13 protein-coding genes and 1 pseudogene are annotated in these 17,199 nt (G+C 58.6%); 8 read left to right on the forward strand and 6 right to left on the reverse strand.

What is annotated here, in order from left to right:
- Window positions 1-203 precede the first annotated feature (203 nt).
- The gene (gene hutC, locus BS627_RS10690; RefSeq protein WP_077983210.1) at window positions 204-929 is read right to left on the reverse strand and encodes a histidine utilization repressor; all 726 of its coding nucleotides are present in this window, start codon (window positions 927-929) and stop codon (window positions 204-206) included.
- A 51-nt stretch (window positions 930-980) separates the two neighbouring features.
- Window positions 981-2,327 carry a formimidoylglutamate deiminase gene (locus BS627_RS10695; protein ID WP_077983257.1) on the reverse strand — a complete coding sequence of 449 codons (1,347 nt, stop codon included), beginning with the start codon at window positions 2,325-2,327 and terminating at the stop codon, window positions 981-983.
- Between the two features lie 114 nt (window positions 2,328-2,441).
- Here BS627_RS10695 and hutI point away from each other — a divergent pair, with 114 nt between their 5' ends.
- From hutI to BS627_RS10725, 6 genes are all read left to right on the forward strand, one after another.
- Window positions 2,442-3,701 (forward strand): imidazolonepropionase, encoded by a 1,260-nt coding sequence (gene hutI / locus BS627_RS10700; RefSeq protein ID WP_077983211.1) that lies wholly within the window; start codon window positions 2,442-2,444, stop codon window positions 3,699-3,701.
- The gene (gene hutH, locus BS627_RS10705) at window positions 3,698-5,242 is read left to right on the forward strand and encodes a histidine ammonia-lyase (RefSeq protein ID WP_077983215.1); all 1,545 of its coding nucleotides are present in this window, start codon (window positions 3,698-3,700) and stop codon (window positions 5,240-5,242) included. Before hutI ends, hutH begins: the two co-directional genes overlap by 4 nt.
- Window position 5,243: 1 nt before the next feature.
- A complete protein-coding gene (gene hutG / locus BS627_RS10710) occupies window positions 5,244-6,044 on the forward strand; it encodes an N-formylglutamate deformylase (RefSeq protein WP_077983216.1) in 801 nt (266 codons plus the stop codon).
- A gap of 11 nt (window positions 6,045-6,055) precedes the next feature.
- Window positions 6,056-7,729: a urocanate hydratase gene (gene hutU / locus BS627_RS10715; protein ID WP_077983217.1), complete on the forward strand. Its 1,674-nt coding sequence runs from the start codon at window positions 6,056-6,058 to the stop codon at window positions 7,727-7,729.
- Between the two features lie 192 nt (window positions 7,730-7,921).
- On the forward strand, window positions 7,922-8,929 hold the full coding sequence (locus BS627_RS10720; protein WP_077983218.1) for an alpha/beta fold hydrolase: 1,008 nt from the start codon (window positions 7,922-7,924) through the stop codon (window positions 8,927-8,929).
- 39 nt (window positions 8,930-8,968) lie between these two features.
- Window positions 8,969-9,541 (forward strand): HutD/Ves family protein, encoded by a 573-nt coding sequence (locus BS627_RS10725; RefSeq protein ID WP_077983258.1) that lies wholly within the window; start codon window positions 8,969-8,971, stop codon window positions 9,539-9,541.
- 12 nt (window positions 9,542-9,553) lie between these two features.
- Here the strand turns inward: BS627_RS10725 and BS627_RS10730 are convergent, their stop codons facing one another.
- From BS627_RS10730 to BS627_RS10745, 4 genes and pseudogenes are all read right to left on the reverse strand, one after another.
- Complete coding sequence (locus BS627_RS10730; protein WP_077983219.1) at window positions 9,554-11,032, reverse strand: M81 family metallopeptidase; 1,479 nt, start codon at window positions 11,030-11,032, stop codon at window positions 9,554-9,556.
- A gap of 70 nt (window positions 11,033-11,102) precedes the next feature.
- On the reverse strand, window positions 11,103-12,191 hold the full coding sequence (locus BS627_RS10735; RefSeq protein ID WP_077983259.1) for a D-TA family PLP-dependent enzyme: 1,089 nt from the start codon (window positions 12,189-12,191) through the stop codon (window positions 11,103-11,105).
- 31 nt (window positions 12,192-12,222) lie between these two features.
- Complete coding sequence (locus BS627_RS10740; RefSeq protein WP_077983220.1) at window positions 12,223-12,618, reverse strand: RidA family protein; 396 nt, start codon at window positions 12,616-12,618, stop codon at window positions 12,223-12,225.
- A gap of 324 nt (window positions 12,619-12,942) precedes the next feature.
- Window positions 12,943-14,363 (reverse strand): annotated as a pseudogene (locus BS627_RS10745) (FAD/NAD(P)-binding protein).
- Window positions 14,364-14,797: 434 nt separating this feature from the next.
- Between BS627_RS10745 and repA the strand changes: the two are divergent.
- Both repA and repB read left to right on the forward strand, forming a co-directional pair.
- Window positions 14,798-16,012: a plasmid partitioning protein RepA gene (gene repA / locus BS627_RS10750; RefSeq protein WP_077983221.1), complete on the forward strand. Its 1,215-nt coding sequence runs from the start codon at window positions 14,798-14,800 to the stop codon at window positions 16,010-16,012.
- Entirely contained in the window at window positions 16,009-17,022 is a 1,014-nt protein-coding gene (gene repB / locus BS627_RS10755) for a plasmid partitioning protein RepB (RefSeq protein WP_077983222.1), read from the forward strand. Before repA ends, repB begins: the two co-directional genes overlap by 4 nt.
- Window positions 17,023-17,199 lie beyond the last annotated feature (177 nt).

A 17,199-nucleotide genomic window follows, 5' to 3' on the forward strand; every position in this document is an offset into this window, starting at 1 on the left:
AGAACCTCACCAAACAAGTCAACACACCAAATTCGAAAAAATAAAGAAATGTGATATCTGAATGATTCTAAAAGGAAATTTGAAAATTATAGTATAATTTAACGACTTTTAACGGTTTTCCGTCTTTGACCGTCAAGCTTGATGGGCCTTCCCCTATATAGGGTCTCCATATCGCAATAACAGGAACGAAGGCCTTGCGGATATCAGTCGGAAGACGGGCTGAAGCGGGCGACCAGCGCATGCGCATTTCCGGGATAGGTGAAGCGCACATGGGTAACTGCGCCCGAATTGCTCCAGGTGCGGCGCTCCACGACAAGACACGCCTGCCTGTCCGAAATACCGAGCAGGCGCGCGATCTCCTTCGACGGTGTTTCGGCGCTGATCCGGTGTTCGGCAGTGCTCCAGGGAACATGGCCGAGCAGCCAGGGGCCTGGCGCAATTTCGGTAAAGTCGGTTTCAGCCGCTTCCGGCACGGCCGTCAAATTGATGAGGCGCTGTTCGACACAGAATTCGCGCGCACCGGCAAAATGGATGCAGAGAACGTCGAGCAACGGCGTGCCGACGGAAACGTCGAGCCGCTCACGATCCGTGCTTTCTGCACTGCGCATTTTGCACGCCAGAATTTTGAAGCCATAATCGAGGCCAAGGGATTCGACCTCAGCCCCGATATCGTGAATTTGAAGAACGGCGGACTGAATCTGCGGCTGGCGCACGAAACTGCCGGATTTCTTGCGGCGTTCGATCAAACCGGCCTTGACGAGCTGGCCCATGACCTTGTTCACGGTCATGCGTGAACAATGATATTGATCGGCGAGGTCAACCTCGAAAGGCAGCCGGTGTCCCGGCGGCCATTCTCCTGAAACGATCCGCCCCTCGATCTCGCTGAGGATACGCTGGTGCAGGGTCTGCCCGGCTGATGCTTTCGTCACGTCCGCAATGCCTTTCCCCGCTGGCTTTTTCCTGTTACCGCCGCGCCCATATCAGCTATCGAGAAGTTCAGCCATGACCTTGTTGAAACGGTCGGATATTTCGCGGCGATGGATATGCCGGCCGGCCTGCACGCGCTTTTTGCCGCGCATCCAAACGGAATCGACGGAAACGCCGCCCGCGAATATCCACTGATCGAGAATCTGCGATATCGGAAGATAGGACACGGCGGAAATATCGAGAGCGACGAAATCGGCGCTTTTTCCTTTTTCCAGACCGTTTCGCGACGCCAGAGCCCTGCCGCCGCCCTCGAGCGCCTGCCGGAAGAGTTTTTCTCCCGTGGAGCGGCCGGCATCGGCGATGACATTGCGTGCCCGATGCGAGAGACGTTGCGAATATTCGAGCGTTCGCAATTCTTCCGACACGGAAATCAGAATGTTGGAATCGGATCCGACGCCATAATGGCCGCCTTCAGCAAGAAACGCCGGAGCCGGGAAGATGCCGTCGCCGAGATTGGCTTCGGTGATCGGGCAAAGGCCGGCAACGGCGCCGCTTTTTGCCATGCCGCGCGTTTCGGTTTCCGCCATATGTGTCGCATGGATGAGGCACCAGCGGCCATCGACCGGCGCGTTTTCAAGCAGCCATTCCACAGGTCTCGCGCCGGAAAAGGCAAGCGAATCTTCCACTTCTTTCGTCTGTTCCGCCACATGAATATGGATCGGCCCGCCTTTTGCCAGCGGCTCGATGGCTGACAGCTCTTCCGCGGTGACCGCACGCAGACTGTGCGGCGCTATGCCGAGGGTGGCGCCCGGCAGCCCGTCCACCACGGCCTGCGCGCCCTGCATCAGCTTTCCGTAACTGTCGAGCGAATGGATGAAGCGCTTCTGCCCGTCGATCGGCGCCTGGCCGCCGAAACCGGAATGAGCATAAAAGACCGGCAGTAATGTGAGGCCGATACCCGTCTGCGAGGCGGCTGCGCCGATACGCTCGGCCATTTCGGCGATATTGCCATAATGCGAGCCATCCCTGTCATTATGCAGATAGTGAAATTCGCCGACCCGTCCAAAACCGGCCTCGAGCATTTCCATATAAAGCTGGGCGGCAACCGCTTCGACATGGTCGGGCGTCATGGAGAGCGCGAATTTATACATGACGGTGCGCCAGCTCCAGAAACTGTCGTTGCCCGGGCCGCGGATTTCGGCAAGCCCCGCCATGGCCCGCTGAAAGGCATGGCTGTGGAGATTGGGCATGGCTGGAACGATGAGGGCATGCCGCTCATCCTGCGATTGCGGGGAAACACCGGTTTCGACGGATGAAATACTGCCCTCGTCGCAGACGATGCGGACATCCTTCGCCCATCCGCCCGCCAGAAGCGCTGCGCCCGCGTGAATTGCCATCATGCCACCCTCTCCTTTGGTTTTATCCGGCAAGGCCATTTCAAACACGAAATTGCAGCTTGCCAAGCCAATTATTATGTATATACATTTAACTCACAAAGGAAAGGCGAAAAGCAAATGCCAGGCAACGAATCTGCAAACGGAACGGCGACGGGGAACGCCACGGCTTTGTGGCGCAACGCCCGGCTGGCAACCTTCAATCCCGCCATGGAAGGCATCGGCGCCATCGAAAATGCCGCCATTGTCGTGCGTAACGGCCGCATCGCCTTTGCCGGCCCGGAAAGCGATCTGCCTGCCGATCTCTCGAGGGCCGATGAGACGACCGATTGCGCCGGCCGCTGGATCACCCCGGCCTTGATCGACTGCCACACCCATCTTGTCTTCGGCGGCAACCGCGCCATGGAATTCGAGATGCGACTGAATGGCGCCACCTATGAAGAGATCGCCAAAGCGGGCGGCGGCATTGTCTCTTCGGTGCGCGACACGCGCGCGCTTTCGGAAGATGTTTTGGTGGCGCAGGCTCTGCCGCGTCTCGACACGCTTCTTTCCGAAGGCGTTTCCACGGTCGAAATCAAATCCGGTTACGGTCTTGATATTGAAACCGAGCTGAAGATGCTGCGCGTCGCCCGCAGGCTCGAGACATTGCGGCCGGTGCGTATCGTCACCAGCTATCTCGCCGCGCATGCCACACCTGCAGACTATAAGGGGCGCAACGCCGATTATATTGGCGATGTCGTCCTGCCGGGGCTGGAAAAAGCCCATGCGGAAGGCTTGGCGGATGCGGTTGACGGTTTTTGCGAAGGCATCGCCTTTTCCGTCGAGGAGATCGACCGGGTTTTCAAGACTGCGAAACAGTGCGGCCTTCCGGTCAAGCTGCATGCCGAGCAGCTTTCCAATCTTGGCGGCTCCGCGCTCGCGGCATCCCATAACGCCCTTTCGGCCGATCACCTCGAATATCTTGATGAGGCCGGTGCGAAGGCGCTGGCGAAAGCAGGAACCGTGGCCGTGCTTCTTCCCGGCGCTTTCTACGCGCTCAGGGAAAAACAATTGCCGCCAGTGCAGGCCCTGCGCGACGCCGGGGCCGACATGGCGCTGGCAACGGACTGCAACCCCGGCACTTCGCCGCTCACCTCCCTGCTGCTGACCATGAATATGGGCGCAACGCTTTTCCGCATGACCGTTGAAGAGTGCCTGACGGCGACGACACGCAACGCGGCAAAGGCGCTCGGCCTGCTTGCCGAAACCGGCACGCTGGAGGCTGGAAAATCCGCTGATTTTGCCATCTGGGACATCGAGCGCCCCGCCGAGCTCGTCTACCGCATCGGCTTCAACCCGCTCCAGGCCCGTATTTTCAAGGGACAGAAGGTTTCCTCATGACCATGAAGACCATCACGCTTCACCCCGGCAATGTGACCTTAGCCGATCTCGCCGAGATATACTGGGAGAACGGCAGCGCCAAACTCGACCGCAGCTTCGATAAAGGCATTGAAAAGGCGGCAGCCCGCATCGCTGAGATCGCTGCCGGCAATGCGCCGGTCTATGGTATCAATACCGGTTTCGGCAAACTCGCTTCCATAAAGATCGATGCGGCGGATGTGGCGACGCTGCAGCGCAATCTCATCCTGTCGCATTGCTGCGGGGTGGGCGCACCGCTTCCTGAAAATATCGTGCGGCTGATCATGGCGCTGAAGCTGGTGTCGCTTGGCCGCGGCGCGTCCGGCGTGCGGCTGGAACTGGTGCGGCTGATCGAAGCCATGCTGGAGAAGGGCGTCATCCCCGTCATTCCCGAAAAGGGTTCGGTTGGGGCTTCCGGCGATCTTGCGCCGCTCGCCCATATGGCGGCTGTGATGATGGGCGAAGGCGAGGCCTTCTATGCGGGCGCGCTTCTGCCAGCTGGCGAAGCGCTTGCGAAAGCCGGACTGACCCCGGTGGTGCTTGCCGCCAAGGAAGGGCTGGCGCTGATCAACGGCACACAGACCTCAACGGCGCTGGCGCTTGCCGGCCTTTTCCGCGCCCATCGTGCCGCGCAGGCTGCGCTGATTACCGGTGCGCTTTCCACGGATGCCGCCATGGGGTCTTCCGCGCCTTTCCATCCCGATATTCACAGCCTGCGCGGCCATAAGGGCCAGATCGACGCAGGAGCGGCGCTTCGTAATCTGCTGGAGGGTTCGGAAATCCGCGTCAGCCATATCGAGGGCGATGAGCGGGTGCAGGATCCCTACTGCATTCGCTGCCAGCCGCAGGTGGATGGCGCCTGCCTCGATCTTCTGCGGCAGGTGGCCCGCACGCTGGAAATCGAAGCCAACGCCGTGACCGACAATCCGCTGGTGCTATCAGACAATTCCGTCGTCTCCGGCGGCAATTTCCACGCCGAACCGGTGGCCTTTGCCGCCGACCAGACGGCGCTCGCCATCTGCGAGATCGGTGCAATCGCCCAGCGCCGCGTGGCGCTGCTGGTCGATCCGGCGCTTTCTTATGGCTTGCCTGCCTTTCTTTCCAAAAAGCCGGGCCTGAATTCCGGCCTGATGATCGCCGAAGTCACCTCCGCCGCGCTGATGAGCGAGAACAAGCAGATGGCGCATCCGGCCTCGGTGGACTCCACACCGACTTCAGCCAATCAGGAAGACCATGTATCCATGGCCTGCCATGGTGCGCGTCGTCTGTTGCCGATGACCGACAATCTTTTTGCCATTCTCGGTATCGAAGCGCTTTCATCCGTGCAGGGTGTGGAGCTGCGCGGGCCGCTGAAGACGAGCCCCGAACTGCAAAAAGCGATTGCGGCATTGCGCGCGACGGTCCCTTCGCTGGAGGAAGACCGTTATATGGCGCCGGACCTGAAGGCTGCGGCGGAATTGATTGCCTCCGGCGCGCTGGTCGCGGCAATTTCGGACGGCATTCTGCCGAAGCTGGAGGTTTGAGATGCGTGCCCTCGACGTCAAGGAAGGTTCATCGCCGATCATTCTCGGCCTGCCCCACACCGGCACGGATGTGCCGGCGGATATCTGGCAACGTCTGAACGACAACGGCAAGATTCTCGCCGATACGGACTGGCATATCCATGAGCTCTATGCCGGCCTTCTCGAGAATGCGACAACCGTAAGGGCGACCTTCCACCGCTATGTGATCGACGCCAATCGCGACCCGGCCGGGGTGAGCCTTTATCCGGGCCAGAACACAACCGCGCTTGTGCCGCAGACCGATTTCGACGGCGAGTCGATCTGGAATGAAGGACAGGAACCCACCGAGGACGATATTGCCTACCGTCTGGAAAATTTCCACGCGCCCTATCACGCGGCCCTCGCCACGGAAATCGAGCGGGTGAAATCCATCCACGGCATCGCCATTCTCTATGATTGCCATTCGATCCGTTCGCATATCCCCTTCCTGTTCGAGGGCAAGCTGCCGGATTTCAACATCGGCACGGATATGGGCAAGACCTGCGATCCGGCCATCGAAAAGATCGCCGTCGAGGTGACCGCCGCGGCGCAGGGTTACGACAGCATTCTGAACGGCCGTTTCAAGGGCGGCTGGACGACGCGCCATTACGGAAAACCGCAAAGCGACGTGCATGCCATTCAGATGGAACTGGCGCAGTCCACCCATCTTCAAACCGAGCACCCGCCTTTTGCCTACGACACGGGCAAAGCCGAACGGCTTCGCGCCCATCTCAAGACCATTCTCACGCGCATGGAAAAATTTGCGCTCGATACGAAACGATAAGGGGAAAACACATGAACAATCCACGCCACAATATCCGCGATGTCCGCTCGCCGCAGGGCACTGACCTCAATGCCAAAAGCTGGATGACGGAAGCGCCGCTACGCATGCTGATGAACAATCTCGATCCCGACGTGGCCGAGCGCCCGCATGAGCTGGTGGTTTATGGCGGCATCGGCCGCGCCGCCCGCACCTGGGATGATTTCGACCGCATCGTCGCAACGCTGAAGGATCTGAACGAGGATGAAACCCTCGTCGTGCAGTCCGGCAAGCCAGTCGGCGTGTTCCGCACCCACAAGGATGCGCCGCGCGTCCTGATCGCCAATTCCAACCTGGTGCCGCATTGGGCGAACTGGGATCATTTCAACGAGCTGGATAAGAAGGGCCTTGCGATGTACGGCCAGATGACGGCCGGTTCGTGGATCTACATCGGCACGCAGGGCATCGTGCAGGGCACCTATGAAACCTTTGTCGAGGCTGGCCGCCAGCATTACGACGGCAACCTGAAGGGCAAGTGGATTCTCACCGGCGGTCTCGGCGGCATGGGTGGCGCGCAGCCGCTCGCCGCCGTCATGGCCGGCGCCTGCTGCCTCGCGGTCGAATGCGACGAGACCCGCGTCGATTTCCGCCTGCGTACCCGTTACGTCGATGCGAAGGCGCATACGCTCGATGAGGCGCTGGCGCTGATCGACCAATGGACCAAGGCGGGTGAGGCAAAATCCGTCGGCCTGATCGGCAATGCCGCGGAAATCTTCCCGGAACTTGTTCGTCGCGGCGTTCGCCCCGATATCGTCACCGACCAGACCTCGGCGCACGATCCCATCCATGGCTATCTTCCCGCCGGCTGGACCGTTGCCGAATGGCGCGCCAAGCAGGAAAGCGACCCGAAGGCCGTTGCCGCTGCCGCCCGCGCCTCCATGAAGGTGCATGTGCAGGCCATGGTCGATTTCTGGAACGCCGGCGTTCCGACGCTCGATTACGGCAACAATATCCGCCAGGTCGCCAAGGATGAGGGGCTGGAAAACGCCTTCGCTTTCCCCGGTTTCGTTCCGGCCTACATCCGCCCGCTTTTTTGCCGTGGAATCGGCCCGTTCCGCTGGGCGGCGCTTTCCGGCGATCCGGAAGATATCTACAAGACCGACGCCAAGGTGAAGGAACTGCTGCCTGATAACAAGCACCTGCACAACTGGCTGGACATGGCGCGTGAGCGCATCGCTTTCCAGGGCCTGCCGGCGCGCATCTGCTGGGTCGGCCTTGGTGACCGTCACCGTCTCGGCCTCGCCTTCAACGAAATGGTCAAGAACGGTGAGTTGAAGGCGCCAATCGTCATCGGTCGCGACCACCTGGATTCCGGCTCCGTCGCCTCGCCCAACCGCGAGACCGAAGCCATGAAGGATGGCTCGGATGCCGTCTCTGACTGGCCGCTCCTCAACGCGCTCCTCAATACCGCATCCGGCGCGACATGGGTTTCGCTGCATCACGGCGGCGGCGTCGGCATGGGCTTCTCGCAGCATTCCGGCATGGTCATCTGCGCCGATGGCACAGACGATGCCGCGCGCCGGCTGGAGCGCGTGCTCTGGAACGATCCGGCAACCGGCGTCATGCGTCATGCCGATGCCGGTTACGACATCGCCGTGGAATGCGCCAAGGAGCAGGGACTGCGCCTGCCCGGCATTCTCGGCAATTGATTGTTGTGCCGCGCGGTCCATCGCCGCGCGGCCTCCCCTTCCGCCAACCAAGCCGGGCGGGTAATATCCAACCCGCTCATCCGTCTGAAACTTTCGAGTCGATTTTCTCGTTGTTACTGTCGCTCAGGCATAACGGTTCATTTTTCGCGCCGACGATAACGCGGCGAGCTTTGATGGAGTGCGGACGACAGCATGGCACCACGGCGTATCTCATTCGGCCTTTCCCTTTTGATTGGTGCAATTTTTCCCGCTTTTTCTTTCGCCGCCGCTCCAGCCTCCGAAGCCCAAAAGGCCGCTCCGGTGAGAATCGATGTCGGCGGATACAAACTCAACAGCCTGTTGATTGAACCGCAGAAACAGGCAGACCTGCCGCCGATCGTTTTCCTGCACGGCGCAAGCGCAAGTCTTTATGATCCGCTGTTTTCCTTTGCGGATAAACTCACTGGCCGCGCAAGACTGCTGTTCATAGACAGACCGGGCCATGGCGGCTCCGACATTGGCGGCAAGGAGAATATCCTGCCGGATGGGCAGGCGGATGCCGTGGCTCAGTTGATGAGAAAGCGCGGCATCCACAAGGCCATCATCGTCGGCCACTCCTTTGGCGGCGCCATCACCGCGGCATTCGCGCTTCGTCACCCCGAGATGGTGTCGGGCCTGGTGTTTCTTTCTCCCGCGGTTTATCCTTGGCCTGGCGGCATTGCCTGGTATTACACAGCGGCAAGCGCCCCGGTAACCGGCCCGCTTTTTTCGACCTTCGTCGCGCCGCCCGCGGGTCTCCTCGCACTCGATCAGGCGACGCGTGGTGTTTTTGCGCCCAATAATCGTCCCCGTGAATACGTGGAAGCGACACGCGCATGGGCCGCATTGAGACCGCAGGCTTTTCGCCATAACGCGCAGGAAGTTGCCGCGCTGAATGCATGGGCGCGGAGCGCCTCGCCAAGTTACTCCAAAATCAAGGCGCCGACCATCATCATAACCGGCGACACGGACAATGTTGTTTCACCGGAAATTCATTCTCGCCAGCTTGCACGCACTATCGACGGATCGACATTGATCGTTGTGAAAAATCTCGGGCACAAGTCTGACTATGTCGCGCGTGATCTTGTCGTCGAGGCGATAGAGAAACTCGCCGGGAAAAAAGCTGATCTCCACGCGGCGCAAAAACATCTTGAACGGCGTATCGCCAGCGACGGCAAGTAGCGCCACCCTATCCAGCCGAATACACAGGGAATGCAAAAGATGAGATACCTACCAAAGGGCACCTACACATCCATGCCCTGGAAAAACGGCGGCGGCGTAACGACCGAGATCATCGCTCATCCCGCAAACGCCTCGATGGCGGATTTCGACTGGCGCATCAGCATGGCGGATGTTGCGCAAGATGGGCCCTTTTCCATATTTGACGGGATTGACCGCACCCTCTGCATCCTTGAGGGGAACGGCATGAGCCTCAGTATTGACGCATGCGAGCCCGTTTCGTTGACGATGGAAAGCGATCCCTTGCCCTTCGCTGCCGATGTTTCCGTATACGCCGTTCTGAGGAATGGTCCCATTGTCGATCTCAATGTCATGTCCCGTCGCAGACACTATGCGCACCGCGTCGAGAGACATCGCGGCGCGCTCACCGTTCACTCAACGGTGTCAACGGCGACGGTAATTTTTGCCGCTGATCCCGTCAGCGTCTCATCAGGCGGCAGAAACGTGAATTTGCAGCGACGCGACAGCCTCCTTCTGGAGCCCGGCACCGGATTCGCCATAGAGGGCGTTGAAAAGGATGCTCGTTTCTTCGTTGTGTCGTTTGATCAGGTGTGAAGCTGCCTCACCTCAATCCAGCCCCAGCGGATCGGCGACCCGCGGCCAAAGCTCAAGGCTCGCCTTCCGATAGGGCGTTCTTGCCGGATCGGTCGGATAGGATGTCGGGGCAGCAATATAAACGATCTCGGATGCGACCGGCGCAAACCCCGCATGGAAATGGTTGGTGGACTTGACCAGCAGTACGTCTTTTTTTGCAAAATCGATGCCGAGATTGGAAAAGATATCCGGCTCATAAGTTTGTGTGCGGCTGGTAATGAGGATGATATCGATCTGCGTACCGAGCGGCCGGACGACAGCGGCACGGCCGAGCGTGACGCGGCTGTTGCGGAAACTCTGCCAGCCAGCCTCGGCCGTGCGCATCACCTTGATGCGGAAATCGAGCGGCTCGCCGCCTTCAGGGCTGGATTTGCCGCCGATGCGCAGATCGATCTCGGCCCCCTCGCCCGCCGCGTGACAGAAAGACACCGCAATCGGGTCCCAGATCGTCGCGACAGCGATATTGTCCATGCCGCGCTCCACCATGCGCCGCAGAATATGGGTGGCGTCGCCGGCGACACCGCCGCCCGGATTGTCCCAGATATCCGATACGACGACCGGCCTGTCCGGATTATTGCTGCGAATGGCAAGAACCTGGTCGAGACCGGATTCCGTATCCAGCATCGGCATGGCGGTCGACTTGCGCATGGCATAAAGCTCATGGCCGAGCTTTTCGGCCAGCACATCGCCCTTTGCCCTGTCATTATCCGTCACGACAACGATGCGCGTTCCCATATCCGGCACGTCACCCGCCATGAAACCGTGAATAACGGAAATCGACAGGATGCCATCCTTGCCTTCCAACGCCTTCAGCCGGTCGACGTAAGAGCGCATCGGTTCCCGGCTGGTGGGATAAATGGTGATCATACGGCAATCGAAAGTGGAGATGACCGGCTCTATCTCCCCCCGAAGCGTGCGCAGCGCCATTTCCACCACATGCTCGCCGCGCTCTTCGAAATCCGTATGCGGAAACTCCAGAAACGTCGCCATAATATCGAGATTTTTGACCCGAAGCGCCGTCAGATGGCTGTGCGGATCGAATTCCGCCGCGACAAGTACATCCGGTCCGACTAATGCGCGGACCCGGGACAGGAAGTCCCCTTCCGGATCGTCATAACCCTGCGCCACCATGGCGCCGTGCAGACCGAGCACCACCGCATCGACCGGCAAGGCGGCGGTGAGTTCGGTAAGAATTGTATCCCGCAGCGTTTCATAGGTCTGGCGCTGGATAAGGCCGGCCGGTTCGGCCCAACAGGAGGTTCCCTCTATTACCGTGAACCCTTCCACCCTGCCGCGACGGCGCAAGATCGGCACTGGCGACGAGCAAAGCGTCGGCGTTTCTGGATGCTCGCCCGGCCCGGCATAAAAAGCCGCGCGAAAAGCATCCATATCCGTCGGGACAGGTGAAAACGTGTTGGTTTCGGTGGCGAGTGACGCCGTGAAGATGCGCATGTCTCTAGGTTCTCGTTACCGCAATCTGCCCATTGGCAGCTTTACCTCAGAATTTAATTAGCCGGGTAATTTACCAGACCGTACCGCGCGCCGCGACCTGCTCAACCCGCGTCACGACGCCGTTTCGATGGAAGACCATCCTGTCGAAAAGATTGCTGACGACGCAGGTGTGGTTCGGGACAACCTTGACCATGTCGCCGACTTCAGGCCGGCCCGAGGCGCAGCCGGATAGATCGACAACCGCGTGTTCTTCCGAAAGCGAGGTAATTTTCGCACCTTCGTAGCTTTCAAGTAGCCCGTAATCGCTAAAACCCAGGAGATCCGAAGTCAGGGCCTTGGAACCGCAATCCAGCACGGCACGATCGGCTGTCGGTCGCGATACGACGGTGGCGAGAATATGCATGGCGAGATCGCCCGCCGTGCAATGTCCGGCGCGCAGCATGGCGCGATCATTATAGACATAGGTGCCGGCCCGGTGTTCGGTGGCGGAAGGAACCAGATGGGCGGCGTAAAAATCGGGAGAACCACCGCTGGACCGCACCGGACAATCCATGCCCTTTGCCGCCAGCAATGCCATCGTCTCGCGAAGAAAGTTTTCCACCGTCGCGGCTCCGCCCGGTGCGGGATAGGTCAAAATGCCCCTGAATGTGAGGCCCGGTGCCGCGACGATTTGTTCCGCAAGCGCCAATGCCGCTTCCGGGGTCTGCACACCGCAGCGCTTGCCGCCCGTATCGCATTCGACCAGAACGGCGAGCGGTCTTTCCGGATCAAATGTAGCCGCAAGACCGGCAATCGTCACGGCGCTGTCGGCCACGACACTCAGCCTACCGATGCGCGCATTCAACACCTTCAGCCGCGAAAGCTTTGCTGCACCGAGAATATTATAGGTGATCAGAATGTCATCAAAACCGGCATCCGCAAAAACCTCCGCCTCACTGACTTTCTGGCAATTAATGCCGATGGCGCCGGCCTGAAGCTGCTGTTTGGCGACAGCGGGTATCTTGTGCGTCTTGATATGCGGCCGAAAGGCCTTGCCGTGATCATCCAGATAAGATTGCGCCCTGAGGATATTGGCGGCGAGCCTGTCCTCGTCGATGACAGGCATCGGCGTCGAAATCGCATTGAGGGGTGTGCCCGCATCAGGCCAGGGATAGGTCATCATCTACTCTCAAACATCGGCAAATTGGGCTTCATGCCAGCGGCTTATAGGCGATAACGTCCATTTCCACCTTGGCATCGACCATCAGCGGCGATTGCACAGTAGAGCGTGCCGGCGGATGATCGATGAAATATTTCAGGAAGACAGCGTTGAAGCTCGAGAAATCCCGGGCATCGTCCAGCCAGACATTGACCTTGACCACATCGGCCAGCGAACAATCGGCAAGCGCCAGAACATCCTTGATATTCGCAACCACCTGCTCGGTCTGTGCCACGATCCCGCCATTCACCACTTCGCCATCGACGGTTGGCACCTGCCCGGAAACATAAACGAAATCGCCGGCCCGGACGGCCTTGGCAAATGGCCGCCGCTGTCCGCCAGCTTGATTATCGGCCGTCTCATATCGTATCAGTTTCGTCTTTTGCATGAGTCCTCGCAAATAATTTTCACAATTCCAGAAATTTTTACGACACGTAGCCGATTTTATGATGCATTTCCATAATTAATGTAAATAATTTAGCAATCGCGCACATTGCGTGCGAAATCCACTGCCGTGCTTATCGCCGATATGTTATAGGGCAATGTATCGCTGATGGTCGATATATGGCGTGATTCATGGGGAATTGCATGCTTATCATGTGCCCTCGTGGGCATTCGCACTGCGTTCCACTCGTAAAATTCGGCATCCATGGAATTTCCAGCACATTATTCAGAAAGCAAGTTTGCCGCGGCTAACCTCTTAGGAGAGGTACTAGACACGTCTCGCTTCGGCTGGCCCCTCAACGAGCTCACCCCCTGCGGAAAGCCGATCGTTCTGTGTCACTCTGTCCGTGATCTCTTGCGCGATCCTCTGCGCCTGAACACGAATATCCGGAACGGCAGTAATCTCCTCGAAGCGGCCCGCCGTCAGCGCACCGGTGGCGAAAAGACCGGGCCAGCTTCGTCCGTCCGGCCGCAGCAAACGAGACTGGCCATCAACTAACACTCCAAGTCCCAAGGGATCGAGCAAAACAACACCGTCGCCGCGCATCGCTTCAAGAAGCCGCGAATGGCCAATGCCGGCCCGCTCCATTCCGGTACAATTGACGACCCAATCGACCTGCAGTTCCCTCAATATCTGCGTATGCCTGCGGCGGTAACGCACGGCGACCCCCTCCTCCGTTTCTTCTATAGAGCGAAGGTAACCGGCATGAAGTTCAACAACACCATCTGAAAGCAACGTCCCGAAAGCGGTAGACACCTCAGGCGCGATACGGTGCCGGTGGATATCCCACCAGGGCAAGGCAAGCCGAAGGAACCGGCTGCGTTGCGTCGGTGTAAGACGTTGCCAAAGTGATTGAGTTTGCGGCCGCAAGCCATCCATGACGGTACGCCACGGCGCCCCATCGCGCACCTGATTTCGCAGAGAGTGCAGCAACCCGCTGATCTCCATCGAGCCTTCAGGTAAATTCGGCTCTGCTGACGGTGACGGCGGGCTGACATGCGGATGCGACACCAGGCCACGACGGGACAGAACATGGATTGACCCTTGATGTCCTTTTCCCCTCAGAGTCAAAACCTGATCGATCATCGTCAGGCCCGACCCCAGAATGCAGATACGATCCCCGGCTTTGATTTTGGACAACCATCCCGGCTGCCAGCAGTGGCCGATGATACGTTGGGGCGCCTCTTCTTCCCTTGCGACAGTTTGCACCGGCAAACTCGCAGCGCCGACACCGAGACACAGAACGACATTCTGCGCGCGCAGCTGCTCACCATTGTCAAGTGTAAACGAGAATCCGCCCGTGCCATCCGGCCGACAGGCCGAAGCCTTGGCCAGAACGAAGTCCACCCGGGCTCGTTGCTCCCTATTTCTAAGCAAGCCAGCCAGCCTGTCACGAGGATAAAGACCATAGTCACCGCGTGAGGCGAACAGCAGGGGATTGTCAGCGATCCCGTTTTCCGCCAACCAGTCGACAAAGTCATCAGCCCTGTCAGGGAAGGCACTCATTCGCCCGGCCGGTACGTTCGACGATGAAAGGGCAGTTCGGCGCGATAGGCGGTGCCGCGCTCGAAATCGGGCTCATCGCCGACGATAGCAATAGTGGCTTCCGCAGGTAGGGATGATAAAAGATGGGCGACGGTACAGATGGCCGAAAATCCCGACGCGACGAGAGCGGCATCATAGGACATTTACTCCTCCAACCAGCTTCAGCTTGAACAGTCAGACGACCGGTGTCGAACCCAACGATACTTTGGTCAACGAGTAGAGACTAACAGATGCGAATGTCTACCCTTCACTTTCTGGCGCCGCGATCATCAGGGACGTGGAAGGTCAGACGTAAGAAGTTAGCCGCGGCAAACTTCCGAACTGGGCGTAGATTTCGCATGCCAAAGACGTGATCAACGCCCGTCACTATAACCTCCAGGAAGAAGTTAGCCGCGGCTAACCGTCAAACCGTCACAAAAACCAAATGTGATTCTTCCACAATGCTTTAGCGGCACTTTCCAACCTGAGAAAAAAGCCTATTGCGCCGAAAAGAGAATCGGCGCTTATATCTCAGTTGCGGAAAAAACCGCCTTTTTCGAAAAAAACCGCTACTGCAATTTCGAGCGAAAGAAGACCGATGACACAGAGTGCCGATTTAAGACGTGCCGCAGGAGCACCCGACCTGACGAGTCTTATACAACAGCATTCGGCTGCGTTGTCAGCCCAATTGCAGGCTCATAATGCAAATACATTTTCACCGCACACCGAAAAGAGCATGCGCCATTTTTCGCCGGCAGAAACCGCACGGTTGATTGGCATCGGCGAGGCCTATCTTCGCCAGATCGCCGCCGAGCGTCCGGAGCTGGATGCGGCGCAGGCTTCCGGTCGTCGATCCTATTCCGTCGAGGACATGGACGAGATCAGAAAATTTCTCGATCAGGGCGCGCGTGGCTCGCGGCGTTATCTGCCGCATCGCCGTGACGGCGAAGAATTGCAGGTCATCGCTGTCATGAACTTCAAGGGCGGCTCCGGAAAAACAACGACATCGGCGCATCTGGCGCAATATCTCGCGCTGCGTGGTTACCGGGTGCTTGCCATCGATCTTGATCCGCAGGCCAGCCTTTCCGCCCTCTTCGGTCATCAGCCGGAGATCGATGTCGGTCCGAATGAAACGCTTTATGGTGCGATCCGTTACGACGATGAACGTCGGCCGATCGCTGAGATCGTTCGTGGCACCTATATTCCCAATCTCCACATCGTACCCGGCAATCTGGAGCTTATGGAATTCGAACACGACACGCCCCGCGCTTTGATGCGTCGCGCACCTGGCGATACGTTGTTCTTTGCCCGCATTGGCCAGGCGATAGCCCAGGCACAGAACTTCTATGACGTCGTGGTCATCGATTGCCCGCCGCAGCTTGGTTACCTCACGCTTTCAGCGCTGACGGCCGCCACTTCGGTTCTCGTCACTGTTCATCCGCAAATGCTTGATGTCATGTCGATGAACCAGTTCCTTGCCATGACCGGCGATCTCCTAGCGGAAATCGGCCGGGCAGGGGCGCGGTCCGACTATAACTGGATGCGTTACCTCATCACCCGTTTTGAACCGAGCGATGGACCGCAGAACCAGATGGTCGCGTTCCTGCGTTCTATTTTCGGTGAAAATGTCCTCATCCACCCGATGCTGAAGAGCACGGCCGTCTCGGATGCCGGACTGACCAACCAGACACTTTTCGAAGTGGAAAGAACCCAGTTCACCCGGTCCACCTATGACCGTGCGCTGGAAGCCATGAACAACGTAAACGCTGAAATCGAAGGACTGATTAAAAAAGCGTGGGGTAGGGCAGCATGAGCAGAAAACAAATATTCGCCAATCTCGGTACGCCGGGAGCCGAAAGCAACGAGACTGCCGCCGAGCGGTCGCGTCCGCGTATCCGGCCTATTCTCGGTTCCCCGGAACTCGTGACGGATGTTCTGAATTCCCCGGTCGGCATGATTGGCCAGTCGCTCAACGAAGTATCCGAACGCGCCAAGCGCGCAGAAGAGATCGAAAAGCAGCTCGCTGAAGGTCTTACGATCGTTTCGCTCAGCCCTGCCGATATCGATCCTTCTTTCATACCGGATCGCATGCCGGCCTCTGAAGAGGCGGATGCAGGCCTAGTGGAGGCCATTCGTGAACAGGGCCAGCAGGTTCCCATTCTGGTGCGCCCTCATCCCGAATTCCCCGGCCGTTATCAGGTCGCCTTCGGTCATCGTCGCCTGCGCGCCGTCTCCAGCCTCGGTATCCCCGTCAAGGCGGTCGTTCGCGATCTTAGTGACGAGCAGCTCGTCGTTGCCCAGGGACAGGAAAACAACGAGCGCCGTGACCTCACCTATATCGAAAAGGCGCGTTTTGCCCAGAAACTGCAGATGCGGTTTCCCCGCGATACGATCATGGCCGCCATGTCGCTGCACAAGGGCGATCTTTCCAACATGCTGTCCGTTGTCGGCCGCATTCCCGAGGATCTCGTCGACCTGATTGGCCCGGCCCCGACTGTCGGCCGTCGTAACTGGATGGATCTTGCCGATCAGCTTTCCTCCTCGCAAGTCAAGGAAGCAGCCCGCGCATACGTCAAGGACCCACTGGTTGCCGCCCTGCCATCGGAAGAACGTTTCAAGTCGCTTCTGGATTTTCTGAAACCCAAGGCGCAGCCCAAAAGAACCGGCGTCTGGTCATCGCAGACCGGCGGCCGGCTGGCGAAGGTGGTCGAAAGCGACCGCAAGCTGGATATCTCTATCGACAAGAACGAAGCCCCGGAATTTGCCGAGTTCGTTCTGGAACATCTTCAGACGCTGTTTGCCGAATACCGGTCCAAGCAGTGATTTTTAACTCGAACGACTAACAGGAGACGCATCACAAAAGAAAAAAGCCCCCGAACGTTGCCGCGCGGAAGCCTTTCTTTGATTTAAGCACCCGAAGAATCTCATTTCCGCGAATCATAGTCAAGAGTCTTGGCATCGAATTTTTCGGTGAGCGATTTTCTTTTGCCTTGTGAAAGG

It is taken from the genome of Agrobacterium salinitolerans (genome assembly GCF_002008225.1).
Classification (GTDB): domain Bacteria; phylum Pseudomonadota; class Alphaproteobacteria; order Rhizobiales; family Rhizobiaceae; genus Agrobacterium; species Agrobacterium salinitolerans.